Below are 17,756 nucleotides of genomic sequence, written 5' to 3'. Positions count from 1 at the left end.
AATCACAGGTCAAAGCAAAATCGAATCGGTTGCCCAGAAAACGAATCGTTGCGATTCGATTAAGCGGCGGGGGCAGCGGCGCCTCTTTGCCGATGCGGCCCCATAAGTGCCGCAAACCCCAGGATAACCCCTGAAACCGTGGCGATCATCCCCGCCGCCGAAACCGAATCCCGCATGCCGATCCACAGCGGCCCGTATCCGGCCAGAACATAGCCCAGCACAGCGGCCAAAGTGGCAAAGAGCACCGACCACGCAATCTGATACTCCAATCGGTTGGTCATCATCCGCGCGGCGGCGGGGGGGCAGATGAACATGGCGATGACGATGATACTGCCCACCGCGTCAAAGGCAGCCACAGCGGCAATCGCCGCAACGATGACCAGACCAAGGCCCAGTGGCCCGGTCTTCATGCCGATGGTACGGGCGAAGCCCTCGTCGAAGGTGCTGATCTTGAGCGGCCGCCAGAAGATCGCGGTAAAAAGCGTAACAAAAACCAGCGTCACCGCCATGCGCGGCAGCTCCACCGGGAGGGTCGCCAGCGCCTCGGGGTCGAACAGCGACCCCCAGCCGGTCGCATCCAGCCAGATCAGGCTTTCAAGGTTGCCGTAAAGCGCATGTTCCACGTCGAGATGCACATTGCTGGTGTCCGATTGCTCAAGCAGCAGCACGCCGCCCGCGAACATCGCGGTAAAGACCACGCCCATCGCCGCACCGGATTCGATTTTGCCCAGACGGCGCACGCCTTCGATCGCCAGCACGGCGACCAGCGCCGCCCCCGCAGCGCCCAGTAGCATCGGCCAAGTGCTGACCACGCCGGTCAGCAGAAACGCCACCACAATCCCCGGCAGCACCACATGGCTGATCGCATCGCCGATCAATGCTTGGCGGCGCAGGACGAGGAAATTCCCCGGCAGGGCACAGGCCACGGCGACGAAGATGCCCGTCAGCATCGGCACCAGCGACAGGGGGACAAATTCGGAACCGTTCATGCCATCACCCCGCCGCGCATGTCGATGCGGCTGTCAATTTCGCGGATTTGGTCGGCGGTCAGCACCGTCTCGATGGGGGTCAGACCGTCATATTGCTGGGCCGCCGCCTCATAGGCCGGGTCGCGGCGGATCAACTGCCAGCGGGTTTCGTCCCGCAGTGCCTTGGCGGCACGGCCCCGGCCCGCTTTGGTGGCGACCCCATCGGGCAGCGCATAGCCTTCGGCACGCAGCAGGCGCAGGGTCAGTTGTTCGTAGATCGGTTGCCCATGGGCAAGCGCCAGCAGCCCCTGCCGCAGATGCACCCGACGCTGATACCGGCGGTGGCGCAGCAGAGCCGAAAGCGCGCCGCGCCCCGGTGCCAGCAGCAGCGATAGCGCAAAGAGCGCAAAGCCCACCAGCACAATGATCGGCCCCGTCGGCAGGTTCGGCTGCGCCGCCGACAACGCCGCGCCGACATAGGCCGCGATACCGCCAAGGGCGCCGGAGATCAGCACCACGTGATCGGTCCGCTCGCTCCAGAACCGGGCGGTGACGGGCGGGATGATCAAGAGCGCGACGATCAGGATCAGCCCAACGATTTTAAGGCCCACCACGGTCACCGCCAGCACCAGCCCCATCATCGCCAGATCCGTGCGCGGTACGTTCTGGCCAATGGCGGTGCCATATTCAGGATCGAACGAGGCGAGCGTCAGCGGACGCCGAAGCAGCAGCACCAGCGCCAGCGTCAGCGCCGCGGCCACCGCAATGATCAGAGCGTCACTGCGCAGCATCCCGGCGGTGGATCCCAAGAGGAAATCCTCCAGCCCTGCTTGTCGTCCGGCGCTCATGGTTTGGATCACCGTGAGTAAGACGATGCCAAGCCCAAAAAAAACCGACAGGACCGAGCCAATCGCCGCATCTTCGGCCAGACGTGTGCGGTTGCTGAGCCATGAGACCAATAGCAGCCCCGCCGCCGCAGACAAGGCCGCGCCCAGCAGCAGGCCGATCAGGTTGCGGCCGTCCCCGCCAAACGCGACCATCACCATGAAAGCCAGCGCCACGCCGGGCAGCGTCGCATGGGAGATCGCGTCGCTGACAAGCGCCCGTTTGCGCAGGAAAAGAAAGGTGCCTCCAACGCCCGCCGCCATGCCCAGCAGCGTCGCTCCAAGTGTTACCAGCGTGGCGTTATACCCCAGTTGCAGCGTCAGAGCCTCCCAGATCATGACAGCTGCAATGCATCCATCTGCGCCCCCGCCAAACGCCCGCCATAGGCGTCTTGCAGGTGGTTGGCTTGGAATACCTCTTCGACGCTGCCTTCGGCAACGCGGTGGGTGTTGATCAGGAACACATTGTCGAAATACTCGGCCACGGTCGATAGGTCATGGTGAACCGCCACAACCGTTTTGCCTGCGTCGCGCAGGGATTTCAGCACGGCGATGATCGCCTTTTCGGTTGCCGCATCGACCCCGGCAAAGGGTTCGTCCAGCAGATAGAGGTCTGCATCCTGCGCCAAGGCGCGGGCGAGAAAGACCCGCTGTTGCTGGCCCCCAGACAATTGGCCGATCTGGCGGGTGGCGAAATCTTCCATGCCGACGCGGGCCAGACAATCGGTGGCGCGGGCGCGGTGCACAGGGCGGATGCGGCCCAGCAGGCCCAGTTGCGGATAGAGCCCCATCAGCACCACGTCGATCACGCGGGTCGGGAAATCCCAATCCACGCTGGCGCGCTGCGGCACATAGGCGATGCGGTGGCGTTGTTCGGCGACCGGCTTGCCATAGACGGTGGCGGTGCCCGCGAGTGGGGTAAGAATGCCCAAAGCAGCCTTGAGCAAAGTCGACTTGCCCGCGCCATTCGGGCCGATGATCGCGGTCATCTTGCCCGGCTGCACCGTCATATCAACAGAAAACACCGCAGGTTTCTGCCCGTAGGAAACGGTCATGCCGCGCACGGCAAGCGGGCTATCGGCGCGGGAGGTGGGCGCGGCGTCGCGGCTGCTGGCCAGTTCAAGTGTCATGGATCAGCTTCCCTGTACCAGCTTGCCGTTCATCCCGCCCGCAGCCACCGGCGCGCCGAGCGCGCGGGCGATGGTGGTGACGTTGTGATCGATCATACCGATATAAGTGCCCTCATAGCTGCCCGGTTCCCCCATGGCGTCGCTATAGAGCGAGCCGCCGATCACGACCTCATGACCGCGCGCCGCAGCGCCTTCGACCAGCGCGCGCATGTTGCGGTCGGAAACCGACGTTTCGACAAAGACGGCGCCGATCTCACGCTCGACCAATTCATCAACCAGTGAAGAGATACGGTTCAACCCAGCCTCGCTGTTGGTTGAGATGCCCTGAATGCCGATCACCTCGAACCCAAAGGCGCGCCCGAAATAGCTGAAAGCGTCATGGGCCGTGACCAGCACGCGCTGGCTTTCTGGCACCTGTGCCACGGTCTCGGCGGCATAGCTGGCCAATTGTTCCAGCTCGGCGCGGTAGGTGGCCGCGTTCTGGGCGAAAGTCTCGGCTCCTGCGGGATGGGCCTCGGTCAGGGCGCGGGTCACCTCATCAACCACGGCGATCCAAGTTTTCGGGTCCATCCAGACGTGGGGGTCATAGCGCCCCTCGTAATCCGGGTGGCTGAGCAGATCATCCTTGGGTAGCGCGTCGGCCACAGCGACCACGGCGCGCTTGCGGCCCAGATCCTCAAAAAACCGTTCCATCTGCGCCTCAAGGTAGAGACCATGCCAGAGCACCAGATCGGCCCGGGTCAGCGCCACGATGTCGCTGCGCGTCTGGCGGTAGCTGTGCGGATCGACGCCCGAGCCCATGAGCGAGCGGACCTCGACCAATTCGCCCCCCACGCGGCGAGCGGCGTCGGCGATCATCCCTGTCGTCGCGACAACGTTAAGTTTTTGCGCTGCGAAGGCGGCTGGCGCAGCCCCGAGAAGTGCAACGGCACTGATGCCACCGATTAAAGCGGTGCGGCGGGAAGGGCGAAGCAGGTCAGATGTATGTTTCATGAGACATTAATGAGAACGATTCTCAATTAAGTCAACAGTTGAGAATGGTTCTCATTAACAATTGCGGCATCTTGCCTGTTTTTCAGGCAATCGTCCCGTGACGCGGGGTTAGCGTCGCTTGCCTTGCCCCCGGCCCCATGCCATTTTGCCCGCCTGACCAAACCGGAGAGACCCGATGGCCACCCAAACGACCCCGCGCGAAAGCACGACTGAAACCGGCGCGACCGGCCATCTGCCGCAAGTGACCGAACGACGTGTCGAGCCTATGCCGCTTGATATGGACTGGCTGCGCTCGGTGCAGGCGAACACCTCGGCGATCGAGCGCCGCGCCGCCGCCCTGCCCGCCCGCCGTTCGCTGAAAAAAGCACATCAGGCCGCGTGGCTGCTGCGCGCCGTGACCTGTATCGACCTGACGACCCTCTCGGGCGACGATACCGCGCGCCGGGTTGAGCGGCTCTGCGCCAAGGCGCGCCAACCGATTGCGCCCGATCTGCTTGATGCCCTTGGCATGGCCCCGATCACCACCGGTGCGGTTTGTGTGTACCACGAGATGATCCCCGCCGCGCGCAAGGCGCTGGAAGGGACCAATATCCCGATCGCTGCCGTCTCCACCGGTTTCCCGGCGGGCCTGTCGCCGCTGGAACTGCGGATCCGCGAGATCGAGATGAGTGTGGAAGAAGGGGCCACAGAGATCGACATCGTGATCTCGCGCCGCCACGTGCTCTCGGGCGACTGGCAGGCGCTTTATGATGAGATGCGCGCCTTCCGCGAAGCCTGTGGCGAGGCCCATGTGAAGGCGATCCTTGCGACGGGCGAGCTTGGTTCCCTGCGCAATGTGGCGCGCGCGTCGCTGGTCTGCATGATGGCCGGGGCCGATTTCATCAAGACCTCGACCGGCAAGGAAAGCGTCAACGCCACCCTGCCCGTCAGCCTCGTGATGATCCGCGCGATCCGTGAGTATTATGAGCGCACCGGGGTGCGCGTGGGCTACAAGCCCGCGGGCGGCATCTCGAAAGCCAAGGATGCGATCACCTATCTGGCGCTGATGAAGGAAGAGTTGGGCGACCGTTGGTTGCAGCCCGACCTGTTCCGCTTTGGGGCCTCGTCGCTTCTGGGCGATATTGAACGGCAGTTGGAGCATCATGTGACCGGCAACTATTCGGCGGCTTACCGCCACGCGACCGCCTGAGCCTGTTGCAGGCTACGGGACGGTATTTGGAAAAGGATGAAGGCATGAGCGTGTCCGAGATTTTTGAGAGCATGGAATACGGGCCGGCCCCGGAATCGGCGGCAGATGCGCTGGCGTGGATCGTGGATCAAGGCGGACGCTTTGGTCATTTCATTGATGGGGCGTTCACCGCGCCGGGCGCGGGTTTCGACAGCACCAACCCGGCGACGGGAGAGGTCTTGGCCATCCTGACGCAGGCGTCGCAGGGCGATGTGGATGCTGCCGTGAAGGCGGCGCGCAAGGCGCAGCCCAAGTGGGAGAAGCTGGGCGGCCATGGCCGGGCGCGGCATATCTATGCGCTGGCGCGGCTGTTGCAGAAACATGCGCGGCTGTTTGCGGTGTTGGAGGTGCTGGACAATGGTAAGCCGATCCGCGAGGCGCGTGATATTGATGTGCCCTTGGCGCAGCGGCATTTCTATTATCACGCGGGCATGGCGCAGTTGATGGAGAGCGAACTGCCCGATGCGCAGGCGCTTGGGGTTTGTGGGCAGATCATTCCGTGGAACTTCCCGCTATTGATGCTGGCGTGGAAGATCGCCCCGGCGCTGGCGATGGGCAATACCGTGGTTTTGAAGCCTGCGGAATATACCTCGCTGACCGCGCTTTTGTTTGCCGATATCTGCCGTCAGGCTGGATTGCCAAAGGGTGTGGTTAACATTGTCACCGGTGATGGCGCTGTGGGCGAGATGATTGTTACCCATGAGGATATCGACAAGATCGCCTTTACCGGCTCCACCGCCGTGGGGCGCCGCATTCGTGAGGCGACGGCAGGCTCGGGCAAGGCGCTGACTTTGGAGTTGGGCGGCAAGTCGCCTTACATCGTGTTTGATGACGCCGATCTGGATAGCGCGGTCGAAGGGCTGGTTGACGCGATTTGGTTCAATCAGGGTCAGGTCTGCTGTGCGGGCTCGCGGCTGTTGGTGCATGAGCCTGTTGCGGACCGGTTCTATGCCAAGCTGCGCACCCGGATGGAGAAGCTGCGTATCGGCGATCCGCTGGACAAGAGCATTGACGTGGGTGCGCTGGTGGACCCGGTGCAATACAAGCGCGTGAGCGAGATGGTGGAGGCAAACACCGCGGGCGAGCGTTTTGTTACGCCAGGCGACATGCCTGAGCAGGGATGTTTCTATCCGCCGACGCTGATCACCGGGCTGAACCCGGCCGATACGCTGATGCAGGAAGAGATTTTTGGCCCGGTGTTGGTCTCGACCACTTTCCGTACGCCTAGCGAGGCCGTGCAACTGGCCAATAACACCCGCTACGGGCTGGCGGCGACGGTCTGGACCGAGAATGTGAACCTCGCCCTTGATATTGCGCCACAGTTGGAGACCGGGATCGTTTGGGTCAACGGGACCAATATGATGGATGCGGCGGCTGGCTTTGGCGGCAAGCGCGAGAGTGGTTTTGGCCGTGAGGGTGGCTGGGAAGGTCTGGCGGGCTATACCAAGCCCAAGACCGCTCAGAAGCCGTTGAAAGAGATCGAAGCCTTCAGCGGTGAAGGCGGCCCGGAGGATGGGATCGACCGCACGGCAAAACTTTATATCGGGGGCAAGCAAGCCCGGCCCGATGGGGGGTATTCCGCACCGGTTTGGGGCAAGTCTGGTGGACTGTTAGGTCATGTGAGCCTCGCCAACCGCAAGGATGTGCGCAATGCCGTGGAAGCGGCGCATGCGGCGAAGGGGTGGTCGAAAACAACTGGCCATCTGCGCGCGCAAATCCTGTATTATATTGCCGAAAACCTCTCGGCGCGGGGCGATGAATTCGCCGCGCGGCTGGATGCGATGCAGGGGACAAAGAATGGTCGCAAAGAGGTCGATGCCGCTATTGACCGGCTGTTCACCTATGCCGCTTGGGCCGACAAATACGACGGTCAGGTGCACGGCGTGCCGATCCGGGGCGTGGCGCTGGCGATGAAGGAGCCTGTGGGCGTGATCGGGGCGCTTTGCCCGGCAGAGGCACCGCTTTTGGGCCTGATCTCTTGCATGGCACCCGCCATTGCCATGGGCAACCGCGTGATCCTTTCGGCGAGCGAACCCTTCCCGCTGGCGGCGACCGATTTCGTGCAGGTGTTGGAGACTTCCGACGTGCCTGCGGGTGTGGTGAATATCCTGACCGGTCCGCAGGCCGATCTGGCCGACCCGATGGCGCGGCATATGGACATTGACGCCGTCTGGAGCTTTGGTGCGGCGGAACTCGCGGCCGTGGTCGAAAAAGGGGCGGCGAGCAATATCAAGCGCACTTGGGTCAACCACGGCATGGCGCGCGATTGGTTCGGGGCCGAAGGCGCGGGGCGTGCATTCTTGCAGGCCGCGACAGAGGTCAAGAATATCTGGGTGCCCTACGGCGAATAAGCCCTATCGCCTTGATGCATTGTAAGCGCCGCCCCCCTTCGGGAGCGGCGCTTTTTTCATTCCTGTGGCGGGGTTGACGCCTCAAGCCCTTCGGGCTGGCCGACGACGACGAAATGCAGGTTTTCGGGGTCCAGCAATTCAGCCGCGACGCGCTTGACGTCGTCCAGCGTGACCGCTTCGACCTTGTCGTTGCGGGTCGCGATATAGTCGGTCGGCAGGCCGAGCATCTGCATGCCGACGAGGATATTGGCGATCGGGCTGTTGCCGTCAAACCGCAGGGGATAAGCGCCGGTGATATAGGTCTTGGCGGCCTCCAGTTCCTCTTGGGTGATGCCCTCGGTCGCGGCTTTGGCCCATTCGGCACGGATCACGTCAATCGCCTCACCGATACGGTCATTGGCTGAACTGACGGAGCCGAGATAGGTCTCAGCCAGATCGCGCGGGGCGAGGTAGGAATAGACGCCATAGGTCAGGCCGCGCTTCTCGCGCACCTCGGTCATCAGACGGGATTCGAAACCGCCACCGCCGAGGACATGGTTCAGCACTGTCGCAGTGAACCAATCGGGGTCGTCCTGCGCGAGGCCCGGCTGGCCAAAGATCGCGACGGACTGCGGCGTGGCGAAATCGACCACTGTCGTGCCCGCGGGGATATCCACATCTACAGTCGGGGGCATCGGCGCGCCTTTGGCTGGCAGATCGCCCAGCAGGGTATCGAGCAGCTTGCCCAGTTCTTCGGGCGTGATGTCGCCCACCGCGCCGACATAGATGCGGTCACGGGCCAGCACGGCGCTATGCGCCTCAATCAGGTCGTCGCGGGTCAACCCGGCCACCGTCTCAAGCGTGCCGTTCAGCGAACTGCCGTAGGGGTGGTCGCCGAACGCGATCTTGTCGAAGGTCTGGCGGGCGATGTCGTTCGGGTCTTTCTGGTTCGACTGGATGTTCGAGATCACCTGACCGCGCACCCGCTCTACCGCGTCTTCGTCAAAACGCGGCTCTAACAATGCGGCGCGCAGAAGCTCGATGGAGGCGTCGCGGTTTTCGGTCAGGAAACGGGCCGAGACGGAAAGCGAATCGTCCGACACGTCGAAGCTGAGGTTGGTTGCCAGCGCTTCGGTCTCGCGGCTAAAGGCACGCGCGTCCATGTCGCCTGCGCCCTCTTCCAGAAGGCCGGTCATCAGGTTGATCGCGCCGCGTTTGCCGGGCGCGTCCAGTGACGCGCCGCCCCGGAAACGGATTTCCAAGGCAACAACGGGGATAGAATGTTCTTCGACCAGCCAAGCGGTGGTGCCGCCGGGGCTGGTCACGGGCTGGATGTCGACTTCGGCACGGGCGGGAAATGCGGCGAAAACCGTCAGGATCAGGGCGTAGAACAGTTTCATTGCGCGTCCTCCTTCATCAGCCAACCGGTGACCGATGCGCGTTTGTCGAACAGGGTGCGGGCCACCTGCATGATGTCTTCGGCGGTGACGGCTTGCAGCACATCGGGCCAGTCCTGCACGTCTTCGACGGTCAGGCCGATGGCAAGGGCCGAGCCGTAGCGATTTGCAACGCGGTCGGCATCGTCGCGGGCGTAAATCTGATCGGCGCGCAACTGTGATTTGAGGCGCTCAAGATGCTCGGGGTCCACCCCGGCTTCCATGAACTGCACGAGCACCTCGTCCAGCGCCTCTTCGGCCTGTTGGAGGCTGACACCGGGCACGGGCAGCACCACGACATCAAAGGTCGTGTCGTCGAGCGTATCGGCCTTGTAGAAGGCACCGGTGTAATTGGCGATCTGTTCGTCGAATTGCAGCTTTTCAGCGAGGTAGGAGGTGGTGCCGCCGCCCAGCAATTCGCTGAGAAGAAAGAGCGCCGCCGCCTCTTCCTGCGCACCGCTGTCCCGCTCTTGGGCGAGGTAAGAGCGGCGCACATAGGGCTGGGCCACGCGGGCGTCTTTGTAGATCAACCGGCGCTCGGCAATCTGCGGTGGCTCTTCGGTGCGCAGACGCTCGGGCAGGTCAGGGTTGGCGGGAATCTGGCCATAGGTGGCTTCGGCCAGTTCGCGCACTTCCTCTGGCGTCACATCGCCGGAGACGATGAGGATGGCGTTGTTGGGCGAATAGTAGAGCTCATAGAACGACAGCGCATCTTCGAGGTCCAACTCCTCCATCTCATGTTTCCACCCGATGATCGGCACGCCGTAGCGGTGGTTGAGAAATTGCGCGGCGTTGAGTTGTTCGCTGAAGAGGGCGGCGGGGTTGTTCTCGGTCCGCTGGTTGCGCTCTTCCAAGATCACATCGCGTTCGGTTTCGATGTTTTCGGGCGTGAGGCGGATGTTCTTCATCCGGTCGGCCTCCATCTCCATCATCAGGCCGAGGCGGTCGGCGGCGACGCGCTGGAAATAGGCGGTGTAATCGTAGCTGGTGAAGGCATTGTCGCGCCCGCCGTTGGCCGCGACGGTGGCCGAAAACTCGCCCGACTCCAGCTTATCGGTGGCTTTGAACAGCAGGTGTTCAAGAAAATGCGCCACGCCGGACGACCCTTTGGGTTCATCGGCTGAGCCTGCGCGGTACCAGACCATTTGCTGCACGACCGGGGCGCGGTGGTCTTCGACGACCACAACCTCCATGCCGTTATCGAGGGTGAAATGGGTTACCGCCTCATTCTCGTTATCGCGCGCCTGCGCGGAGGGGGCTGTGAAGAGCGTCGCCACCAGGGCCGCCATCATCGGCAGTCGGATCATTGCTTACCTCGAAATATATCGCCTCCCGCATTACCTACGCGGTCTGGCGCTACTTTCAAGAAGCCTAGCGAAAACGTGTGTCTTGCGGAGGGTAAGACGGCGTGCGCCCGCCCGCGTTGCGCCAGCGCTCCGCCTCGTTGTGGGCGTCGAGGATTTGGCTCTTGTAGGCTTGGCTGTAGCGGTCGACCGGCACGATGCGGAACTGGGTAAAGCGGCCTTTGCGCTTGCGGAATTCCGCGTCAGACTGCGCCAAGCTGGCCCGGATGCCGGGTTGCACGCCCATCCGGCCCGCATGTTGCACCAGCGCCGCATCCCCCGCCGGGATGCCGGTAGAGGTATCCAGACGCCCGCCAAATGCCGCCACTCCTTCGGCCACCGCCGACCGGTCGGTCAGGTTCGCCTGTCCCGGCACGGGGGTCGGCAGGGCGTTCAGATTGTCGGGGCGTTCCAGCGGCTTGACCGGCTGGATCAAGAATTCGTCCGGTCCGTCAGAAGTCGGCTGCAAATCGCGAAGGCCCTGATTGCTGCAGGCGGCGAGGGCCAGCGGGATCAAGCTGATGAGGGCAATGCGACGCATGGTGTCTCCTTTCGGGGTCTGCTTGTTCAATATCGCAGGCGAGCAGGCAATGTCACTGACCTTTTTTGCCCCGGCGCTTGGGCGCGCTTTTCGGCTCTCCGGTAAAGAGGATCAGCCCCAAGGCCCCGGCAAAGATAAAGACATCCGCCAAGTTGTAGACGAAAGGGTTATTGAGGCCACAGCAAGAGTTGTTCAGGAAATCCAGCACATAGCCATAGATCAGCCGGTCCGCCACATTCGCCAAGGCCCCGCCGACCAGCAAGCCGCCGCTGAGCTGCGCCCACCGCCCATGCGGGCTGCGCCAGAGCCACAGGGTGACGCCCGCGCAGATCACCAGCGCCACCACGATCAGCACCCATTGGCTCATGTCACCCCCGAGGCCAAAGTTGATGCCCCGGTTTTCGCCATAGCGGAAATTCAGCATCGGAGGCAGCACTTCGATAGAGCGGATACGTGCCAGTTCCATCATGTGAATGACCACATATTTGCTGATCTGGTCGATCAGAAAGGCCACGATGGCCGCGATGCCGAATGTCCGCATGGTGCTGCCCTACGTTTAGTGCCGGAAGTGACGCATGTTGGTAAAGACCATGGCAAGGCCCGCTTCATCCGCTGCGGCGATCACTTCGTCGTCCCGCATGGAGCCGCCGGGCTGGATCAGCGCCGTGGCACCGGCTTCTGCCGCTGTGATCAGACCGTCCGCGAAGGGGAAGAACGCATCGGATGCCACGACCGACCCTTGGGTCAGGGGTGCGTCGATGTCCATCACCTCGGCCATGTCTTGGGCTTTGCGCGCGGCGATGCGGGTGCTGTCCACCCGGCTCATCTGGCCTGCGCCAACGCCGACTGTGGCACCGTCTTTGACATAGATGATGGCGTTGGATTTGACGTGTTTTGCCACGGTCCAAGCAAACAGCATGTCGTCGAGTTCTTGATCCGACGGCTTGCGCTTGGTCACGACCTTGAGATCATCGCGGCTGACGCGGCCCACGTCTTTGTCTTGCACCAGAAACCCGCCGGAGACTTGGCGCACGGCCAAAGCGGCGGCGGCAGGGTCGGCCAGACCTTCGGTGGTCAGCAGACGCAGGTTCTTCTTGGCGGCAAAGATGCGCTTGGCGTCCTCATCCGCGCCGGGGGCGATGACGACCTCGGTAAAGATCGCAGCAATCGCTTCGGCGGTGGGGCCGTCGAGTGGCTGGTTCAGCGCGATGATGCCGCCAAAAGCCGAGGTGCGGTCGCAGTCAAAAGCACGTTTGTAAGCCTCCAACATCGTCTCACCCCGTGCCACGCCGCAGGGGTTGGCGTGTTTGATGATCGCGCAGGCGGGGCCGTCTTTAGGGTCAAATTCGCTGACCAGCGCAAAGGCGGCGTCGGTGTCGTTGATGTTGTTGTAGGACAGTTCCTTGCCCTGATGCTGCACGGCGTTCGCCAGACCGGGGGCGGTGGAGCCATCGGTGTAGAAAGCCGCCTGCTGGTGTGGGTTCTCACCATAGCGCAGGGTTTGCGCAAGCGTGCCGCCAAAGGTCCGGCGGCGCGGGGTGCCTGCGACCTGCTCGGCCATCCAAGTGCTGACGGCAGTGTCATAGGCCGCGGTGCGGGCATAGGCGGTTTGGGCCAAGCGCTGGCGCAGGGCATAGGTGGTCTGGCCGTCGTTGGCCTCAAGCTCCGCGATCACCTCGGCGTAGTCCTCAACATCGACCACGACATTGACGAAGCCGTGGTTCTTGGCCGCCGAACGGATCATCGCTGGTCCACCAATGTCGATATTCTCGATCACCTCGGCATATTCCGCGCCCTTGGCGACGGTTTCCTCGAAGGGGTAAAGGTTCACCACAACCAGATCGATTGCGCCGATGTTATGTTCGTTCATCGCGGCAACATGTTCGTCATTGTCGCGCAGGGCCAGCAGACCGCCGTGGACCACCGGGTGCAGCGTTTTCACCCGCCCGTCCATCATCTCGGGGAAGCCTGTCACATCGGCCACATCCAACACCTCAAGCCCCGCCTCGCGCAGTGCTTTAGCGGTGCCGCCGGTGCTGAGCAACTCAACGCCCCGCGCCGCCAAAGCTTTGCCAAGGTCCAAAAGACCGGTCTTGTCGGATACGGAAAGAAGCGCGCGTTTGATGGGATAGAGGTCGGGCATGGGGCTGGTTCCTTGGTCAGTCTTCATCAGCATAGGGATCGTCGATCGACAAATCTCGCACGCCAATCGCAGTTTCCTGCGCTTTTGACAACGACCAGCGCACCCGCGTGGCATAGTTCATGGCATAGCCCGAGAGCACGATCTGCTGCGCAGCACGTGGCTTCAGCCGGGTCGTCTCAAGGTAACCCCCCGGTTCCAAAGACAAATTATGCGTGCCGTCATGGCGAAACACCCAAATTTCACCACTCTTCAGCGCCATTGAGATCGCAGCCCCGCCAAGGTCGACCGTGGCATCCACATCCGGATGCAGGTGAAAACGGATGTCGAAAGGCACGCCCTTCAGTTGCGTGGCGCTCAACACCTTATCAAAGCGCCGCTTCTCTGCCCCCTCTATCGCCAGCAGCATATCCTCCCCCGTCAGCCCGCGCCCGTCCGAGGTGAGTTCGAGCCGCCGCGCATGGGTCAGCCCGTGGCTGCGCAGATAGGCGTCATGGCCGCCCTCAAAACGCAGCCCATCCGCCGCCTCTCCGATCTCCACTGGCACTTGGCGCGGACCCGCGATGAGCGCCTCTGTCCCGCTGTGGGGGTCAGGCTCCGCCAGTCGGGCGCTGGAATGGCCGACGAGCGACAGGGCGGAATGCGACGGCGTGGCCCGCCCCGCCCGCCGCCATTCCAGCCCAAATGACGCGCCGGAGCCGCAGTTCACCACCAAGGGCCGCCGCCCCGAGGTCAGCTCAAACGCCAGTGTCGAGGCATGGGCATTGCCCGAGGCCGTGCCGCCCGGTGGCGCCGCCGCATCGACGATCACGCTGGTGCGCCCTGCCGACAGCCTTGCATAGCCCATGGCCAGCCCATCAGGCTGCCGCGTCTTGACCTTGGCCGCCGCCAGTGCGTGATCCAGCCAGCCTTCCATACCGCGCCCGCCGCCGTGAAACCGCGCCAAAGCGCCATCCGCATGGCGCAGGCTGCGCAGGGTCGGCGCGATACGCTCGATCGCAGTCAGATGTTCCTTTGGCGTGCTGCGGCCTGCATCGCTTAGCGCGGCAGCGGCCCATGTCAGCAGGGTAAACACCGCCAGCAATTCCTCGGGGTTGCGGGTGGGCAGACCGCCCTCGGCGTCGATCTGGCTGGCACATTCGCGTGCTAATGCCTTGATGGCGGGATCGGCCAGTTCCTCTAGCCCCTCCAGCGACAGGCCCGCGTAAATCAACCCGGTCAGCGCTTCGAAACGCGGCAGGCCCGGCGCAGAGGCGCGCCAGCGTTTTGACAGGAAACGGGTCTGCTGTTCGAGGGACCGGTAGAAGGCATCGCTCTGCGCGGTGTCCGTCCCGCGCAGCATGAAAAGTGCGTGGTTGATCCAGCGGATCAGCCGCCGACCGGTCAGCGCCGGGGTCCAGCCCGGCCCCTGCCCGCGCCCGAAACGGTCGATCCACCCCCAAAGCCAATCCTGCGCCGACGCCCGCGCCCGTGCATCCCCCACGGCAGCAAGATCATCCAGCCATGCAAAACCGTGCAGTTCCGCCGCAAAGGCAGGGTCAGGCGGCGTCAGTTCCCACATCGCGGTCTGCGGCGCGGTCAGCAGGCCGCCAGCAAATAGGTAATTGCCCGCCATCAACTGCCGCCCCCGCGCGAAAGAGCCGATGGTGCGCGGCTCGGGCGACGCGGTAAACCCCGCCACCCGCACCCGGCCCCGGGTCGCACGCCAAGCGTGCCAGCGGTTCAAAAACCGCACCCTTCGGGCCATGACGCTGGAAAGATTAATCATATCAAGCTGCCCCTGACGCTCTGATGGCGTTTGGCGGCAGCATAACCGCGGCCCTGCAATGAGTCACCGGATTTTCCCCGCGCGCCGGGGGATCGGCGGGGAACGGACGGTTGCCAGCCCGCAGGGGTGCCGCCTAAACAAGGGCACTGCAACCGGAGCGCACCGATGATCGCCAGCCTGATGATGTACCTACGGCCAGAAACCGCCGCGGCCACGGCCCGCTACTGGGCGTTGATCCGCGACGGGCTGCGCGCGCGAGGCGTTGTGGCCCCGGAAGAGTTGGACAATGCGCGAGAGGAATTCGCGGTGTGGAAAGCCCCCGACCTGACCCTTTCGCAAACCTGCGGGATGCCCTACCGCCTATGGCTGCACGACCATGTCACCCTGATCGGGACACCTGACTTTGCCGTCGAGGGCTGCCCGCCGGGCTACTACCACAGCGTCTTCGTGGTCCGCGCCAATGATCCCCGTGAAACAATTTCCGAGTTTCGCGCGGCGCGGTTCACCTACAACCAGACGTTTTCGCAGTCAGGCTACGCCGCCGCCTACGCGCATTGCAGCGCAGAGGGTTTCTGGTTTGCAGATCGCAGTCAAAGCCACGGGCACCGGAACTCCGCCAAAACCGTGGCCGAGGGGCGGGCGGATATTGCGGCGCTGGACGGAGTGTCGTGGCGGTTGATCCAGCGTTGTGACGCTTTTGCGGGTGGCTTGCGTGTGCTGGAAACCACGACGCCGACGCCCGGCCTGCCCTATATCGCGGCGGCAGATACCGATCGCGAAGCAACATTTGCAGCGGTCCGCGATGCCACCGTCGGGCTTACGCCCGAGGATGCCGCTACGCTGGGCCTGCGCGGCTTGGTCGAGATACCGAAATCCGCATATCTCGCTGTGCCCTCCCCACCCGATGGGGCGTAAGGCTCAGCCCTTCCGCAAACACGCGATATAGAAGCCATCCATCCCGCCTTTGTCGGCCCAAAAGTCAGGACGCAGGCGCAACCCGCCCTCTTCGGTGACCCACTCAGCCTCGACCCCCGGCAGGTCCAGCGCGGCGCGGTCGACCGTCATGTCACCATGCCGTTCCAAGGCTTCGTCGACCTGCACTTCGCCCTCGTCGGGCAGCAGGCTACAGGTACAGAACACCAGCCGCCCGCCGGGTTTCAGCAGGCTCCATGCGTGGTCGATCAACTCGGATTGCAGTTCAATCAGGTCCCCGAATTCCGAGCCATCCTTGGCATGGGGCAGATCGGGGTGGCGACGGATGGTGCCGGTGGCGGAACAGGGCGCGTCAAGCAGGATCGCGTCGAACGCGCCCTCTACGGCACGGGCGTCCTTGGTGAGCGTCTTGGCCTTAAGCCCCACGCGGGCAAGGTTTTCCTTCACCCGCTGCATCCGTGGATGCGATTGGTCAACGGCGGTGACAACAGCCCCCGCAGCGGCAAGCTGCATGGTCTTGCCCCCCGGCGCGGCGCAGAGGTCGAGCACCATTTCACCTTCCGTCGGGGCCAGCACCCGCACCGGGATCGCAGCGGCGGCATCCTGCACCCACCAGTCACCTTCGGCAAATCCCGGCATGGTGGAGACCTGCCCGGCCCCCGTCACCCGAACGGACCCTGTCGGCAGCAGCGTGCCCCCCACCGCTTCGGCCAAAGCGGCAGTATCGCCCTTGGCGGTCAGATCAAGCGATGCGCCCGCAAAATGCGCCTCTTCCATCTTGGCGATGGCGTCGGTGCCCCAAGCCTCTGCCAGTGGGCCGCGCAGCCATTTCGGCAGGCGCGGTGCGCGCAGAGCGTCCCATGCTTCGGGGCCCTGCGCGGCAATCTTGCGCAAGACGGCGTTGGTCAGCCCTTTAAGGTGGCTCAGCGTGCGGTGCTGGGATACGAGATTGACCATCGTGTTCACGACCCCATGCGCCGCGCCGCCCTGACAAAGCTCCACCGTACCGACGCGCAGCACGTTGCGCACGGTCAACGGCGGGGCCTTTTGCAGATGTTTTTGCAACAGCCGGTCGGCACGCTCCAACCCGCGTAGCGTGTCCTGTGCCAGACGTTGTGCCCGCGCCCGGTCATCGGGGGGCAGCTTGTCCAACGCGCCGGAGGCGAGCAGTTCCGACATCAGACGTGGCTCATCGCCCAAAACCTGATCCAGCAGATATACCGCGCTTCTGCGGGCCTGAACGCCTGTGTCTGCCATGGTCATGTCCTATCTGGGTCTCGCTTGAGGGGTTGCCGGGTTGTCTGGGCCAGCGCGCGACGTATATCAAGGGATAACTTGGCTCAAGAGGACCATGATGCCCGATCAACGCCCCATTCCCGACAGCAAACCCGCCCCTGACCCAACCCCTAGCCCCGCGCCGGACCTGCCACCGCAGCCCAAACCGGGGCCAAAGCCGATCCCCGACACGCCGCATGACCCGACACCGCAGCCCGGCCCCGATCTGCCTGCCGCCGCACAGCGCGCGCTGGCCGAGGCCGCCGCGCGCCGCAAGGCCGCAGCCGCGCTGGACCTGCCCGCCGAACTGGGCGGGCGCGATGGGCCGGAGCCGGTGCGCTATGGCGATTGGGAGAAAAAAGGCATCGCCATTGATTTCTAAGCGGCCTTAGCGCAGGGTCAGCACCGCTGACTCGCCCGCGCCCTTGTCAGAGGTGAAGCGGATTTTCGCGCCATCGCGCATGACGACTTGGCAATTATAGCCCAAATCCTTGCCGCCCCAGACCAGCGTCCGGCAGAAATAGCCGTCTTTCCACGACCAATTGCCGGAGAACTGCCAAGCGGCCCCCTTGCCAGCGATGGCTCCGCCGGGGGTCACCTGCAGATTGACGAGCGGACGGGTCAGCCTTTTGCCGTTCACCGCCGCGACAAAGTCTGACTTGTCCTGAATACGGGCATACTCCGCCGCCGCGGGCAGGCCGCTTAGCGCCAGCACCGCAGTCGCGGCGAGTGCAAAGATAATCCTCATCGAAACCTCCCTTGGTGAATTGCCTTTGGCATTCACGTA

At 63.7% G+C, this 17,756-nt stretch carries 16 protein-coding genes; 4 read left to right on the top strand and 12 right to left on the bottom strand.

The features are described 5' to 3' along the window. Positions 1 to 59: 59 nt before the first annotated feature. Genes T8A63_RS02230 through T8A63_RS02215 form a run of 4 tightly spaced genes read right to left on the bottom strand, consistent with a single transcriptional unit; the run spans position 60 to position 3,975 of the window. On the bottom strand, positions 60 to 989 hold the full coding sequence (locus T8A63_RS02230; protein WP_322344877.1) for a metal ABC transporter permease: 930 nt from the start codon (positions 987 to 989) through the stop codon (positions 60 to 62). Then, the gene (locus T8A63_RS02225) at positions 986 to 2,191 is read right to left on the bottom strand and encodes a metal ABC transporter permease (protein WP_322344876.1); all 1,206 of its coding nucleotides are present in this window, start codon (positions 2,189 to 2,191) and stop codon (positions 986 to 988) included. The genes T8A63_RS02230 and T8A63_RS02225 overlap by 4 nt, the downstream gene beginning before the upstream one ends. Beyond that, a complete protein-coding gene (locus T8A63_RS02220; protein WP_322344875.1) occupies positions 2,188 to 2,982 on the bottom strand; it encodes a metal ABC transporter ATP-binding protein in 795 nt (264 codons plus the stop codon). Before T8A63_RS02220 ends, T8A63_RS02225 begins: the two co-directional genes overlap by 4 nt. Before the next feature lie 3 nt (positions 2,983 to 2,985). After that, positions 2,986 to 3,975, bottom strand: a complete 990-nt coding sequence (locus tag T8A63_RS02215; RefSeq protein WP_322344874.1) for a metal ABC transporter solute-binding protein, Zn/Mn family — start codon at positions 3,973 to 3,975, stop codon at positions 2,986 to 2,988. A 175-nt stretch (positions 3,976 to 4,150) separates the two neighbouring features. Here T8A63_RS02215 and deoC point away from each other — a divergent pair, with 175 nt between their 5' ends. Both deoC and T8A63_RS02205 read left to right on the top strand, forming a co-directional pair. Then, entirely contained in the window at positions 4,151 to 5,164 is a 1,014-nt protein-coding gene (gene deoC, locus T8A63_RS02210) for a deoxyribose-phosphate aldolase (protein ID WP_322344873.1), read from the top strand. A gap of 44 nt (positions 5,165 to 5,208) precedes the next feature. Further along, positions 5,209 to 7,554 (top strand): aldehyde dehydrogenase family protein, encoded by a 2,346-nt coding sequence (locus tag T8A63_RS02205; protein ID WP_300054380.1) that lies wholly within the window; start codon positions 5,209 to 5,211, stop codon positions 7,552 to 7,554. A gap of 56 nt (positions 7,555 to 7,610) precedes the next feature. On the opposite strand, the gene T8A63_RS02200 is transcribed toward T8A63_RS02205, so the two are convergent. The 6 genes from T8A63_RS02200 to T8A63_RS02175 all read right to left on the bottom strand — a co-directional run bounded on the left by T8A63_RS02200 (position 7,611) and on the right by T8A63_RS02175 (position 14,761). Then, positions 7,611 to 8,933 carry a pitrilysin family protein gene (locus tag T8A63_RS02200; protein ID WP_322344872.1) on the bottom strand — a complete coding sequence of 441 codons (1,323 nt, stop codon included), beginning with the start codon at positions 8,931 to 8,933 and terminating at the stop codon, positions 7,611 to 7,613. Further along, the gene (locus T8A63_RS02195; protein ID WP_322344871.1) at positions 8,930 to 10,276 is read right to left on the bottom strand and encodes a pitrilysin family protein; all 1,347 of its coding nucleotides are present in this window, start codon (positions 10,274 to 10,276) and stop codon (positions 8,930 to 8,932) included. The genes T8A63_RS02200 and T8A63_RS02195 overlap by 4 nt, the downstream gene beginning before the upstream one ends. A 64-nt stretch (positions 10,277 to 10,340) precedes the next feature. After that, positions 10,341 to 10,853 (bottom strand): DUF3035 domain-containing protein, encoded by a 513-nt coding sequence (locus tag T8A63_RS02190; protein ID WP_067629198.1) that lies wholly within the window; start codon positions 10,851 to 10,853, stop codon positions 10,341 to 10,343. Positions 10,854 to 10,905: 52 nt separating this feature from the next. Beyond that, entirely contained in the window at positions 10,906 to 11,394 is a 489-nt protein-coding gene (lspA, locus tag T8A63_RS02185) for a signal peptidase II (protein WP_322344870.1), read from the bottom strand. Between the two features lie 15 nt (positions 11,395 to 11,409). Next, positions 11,410 to 12,996, bottom strand: a complete 1,587-nt coding sequence (gene purH / locus T8A63_RS02180; RefSeq protein ID WP_067629202.1) for a bifunctional phosphoribosylaminoimidazolecarboxamide formyltransferase/IMP cyclohydrolase — start codon at positions 12,994 to 12,996, stop codon at positions 11,410 to 11,412. A gap of 16 nt (positions 12,997 to 13,012) precedes the next feature. Then, complete coding sequence (locus T8A63_RS02175) at positions 13,013 to 14,761, bottom strand: heparinase II/III family protein (protein WP_322344869.1); 1,749 nt, start codon at positions 14,759 to 14,761, stop codon at positions 13,013 to 13,015. A 165-nt stretch (positions 14,762 to 14,926) separates the two neighbouring features. Here T8A63_RS02175 and T8A63_RS02170 point away from each other — a divergent pair, with 165 nt between their 5' ends. Then, positions 14,927 to 15,676: a phosphate/phosphite/phosphonate ABC transporter substrate-binding protein gene (locus T8A63_RS02170; RefSeq protein WP_322344868.1), complete on the top strand. Its 750-nt coding sequence runs from the start codon at positions 14,927 to 14,929 to the stop codon at positions 15,674 to 15,676. A gap of 3 nt (positions 15,677 to 15,679) precedes the next feature. Here T8A63_RS02170 and T8A63_RS02165 read toward each other — a convergent pair whose 3' ends face one another. Continuing rightward, the gene (locus T8A63_RS02165) at positions 15,680 to 16,951 is read right to left on the bottom strand and encodes an RsmB/NOP family class I SAM-dependent RNA methyltransferase (protein WP_322344867.1); all 1,272 of its coding nucleotides are present in this window, start codon (positions 16,949 to 16,951) and stop codon (positions 15,680 to 15,682) included. A gap of 199 nt (positions 16,952 to 17,150) precedes the next feature. On the opposite strand from T8A63_RS02165, the gene T8A63_RS02160 reads away from it, so the two are divergent. Next, the gene (locus tag T8A63_RS02160; protein WP_322345651.1) at positions 17,151 to 17,351 is read left to right on the top strand and encodes a DUF1674 domain-containing protein; all 201 of its coding nucleotides are present in this window, start codon (positions 17,151 to 17,153) and stop codon (positions 17,349 to 17,351) included. Between the two features lie 6 nt (positions 17,352 to 17,357). On the opposite strand, the gene T8A63_RS02155 is transcribed toward T8A63_RS02160, so the two are convergent. Beyond that, positions 17,358 to 17,717, bottom strand: coding sequence for a dihydrodipicolinate reductase (locus T8A63_RS02155; RefSeq protein WP_322344866.1), 360 nt, complete (start codon positions 17,715 to 17,717; stop codon positions 17,358 to 17,360). Between the last annotated feature and the right edge of the window lie 39 nt (positions 17,718 to 17,756).

The sequence above is a fragment of the Sulfitobacter sp. OXR-159 genome (assembly GCF_034377145.1).
Lineage (GTDB): Bacteria > Pseudomonadota > Alphaproteobacteria > Rhodobacterales > Rhodobacteraceae > Sulfitobacter.
This window is presented reverse-complemented; position numbering and strand designations above follow the sequence as displayed.

Coding starts and splice junctions, on each gene's coding strand:
- T8A63_RS02230 (WP_322344877.1), bottom strand. CDS start 989: ATGAACGGTTCCGAATTTGTCCCCCTGTCGCTGGTGCCGATGCTGACG.
- T8A63_RS02225 (WP_322344876.1), bottom strand. CDS start 2,191: ATGATCTGGGAGGCTCTGACGCTGCAACTGGGGTATAACGCCACGCTG.
- T8A63_RS02220 (WP_322344875.1), bottom strand. CDS start 2,982: ATGACACTTGAACTGGCCAGCAGCCGCGACGCCGCGCCCACCTCCCGC.
- T8A63_RS02215 (WP_322344874.1), bottom strand. CDS start 3,975: ATGAAACATACATCTGACCTGCTTCGCCCTTCCCGCCGCACCGCTTTA.
- deoC (WP_322344873.1), top strand. CDS start 4,151: ATGGCCACCCAAACGACCCCGCGCGAAAGCACGACTGAAACCGGCGCG.
- T8A63_RS02205 (WP_300054380.1), top strand. CDS start 5,209: ATGAGCGTGTCCGAGATTTTTGAGAGCATGGAATACGGGCCGGCCCCG.
- T8A63_RS02200 (WP_322344872.1), bottom strand. CDS start 8,933: ATGAAACTGTTCTACGCCCTGATCCTGACGGTTTTCGCCGCATTTCCC.
- T8A63_RS02195 (WP_322344871.1), bottom strand. CDS start 10,276: ATGATCCGACTGCCGATGATGGCGGCCCTGGTGGCGACGCTCTTCACA.
- T8A63_RS02190 (WP_067629198.1), bottom strand. CDS start 10,853: ATGCGTCGCATTGCCCTCATCAGCTTGATCCCGCTGGCCCTCGCCGCC.
- lspA (WP_322344870.1), bottom strand. CDS start 11,394: ATGCGGACATTCGGCATCGCGGCCATCGTGGCCTTTCTGATCGACCAG.
- purH (WP_067629202.1), bottom strand. CDS start 12,996: ATGCCCGACCTCTATCCCATCAAACGCGCGCTTCTTTCCGTATCCGAC.
- T8A63_RS02175 (WP_322344869.1), bottom strand. CDS start 14,761: ATGATTAATCTTTCCAGCGTCATGGCCCGAAGGGTGCGGTTTTTGAAC.
- T8A63_RS02170 (WP_322344868.1), top strand. CDS start 14,927: ATGATCGCCAGCCTGATGATGTACCTACGGCCAGAAACCGCCGCGGCC.
- T8A63_RS02165 (WP_322344867.1), bottom strand. CDS start 16,951: ATGGCAGACACAGGCGTTCAGGCCCGCAGAAGCGCGGTATATCTGCTG.
- T8A63_RS02155 (WP_322344866.1), bottom strand. CDS start 17,717: ATGAGGATTATCTTTGCACTCGCCGCGACTGCGGTGCTGGCGCTAAGC.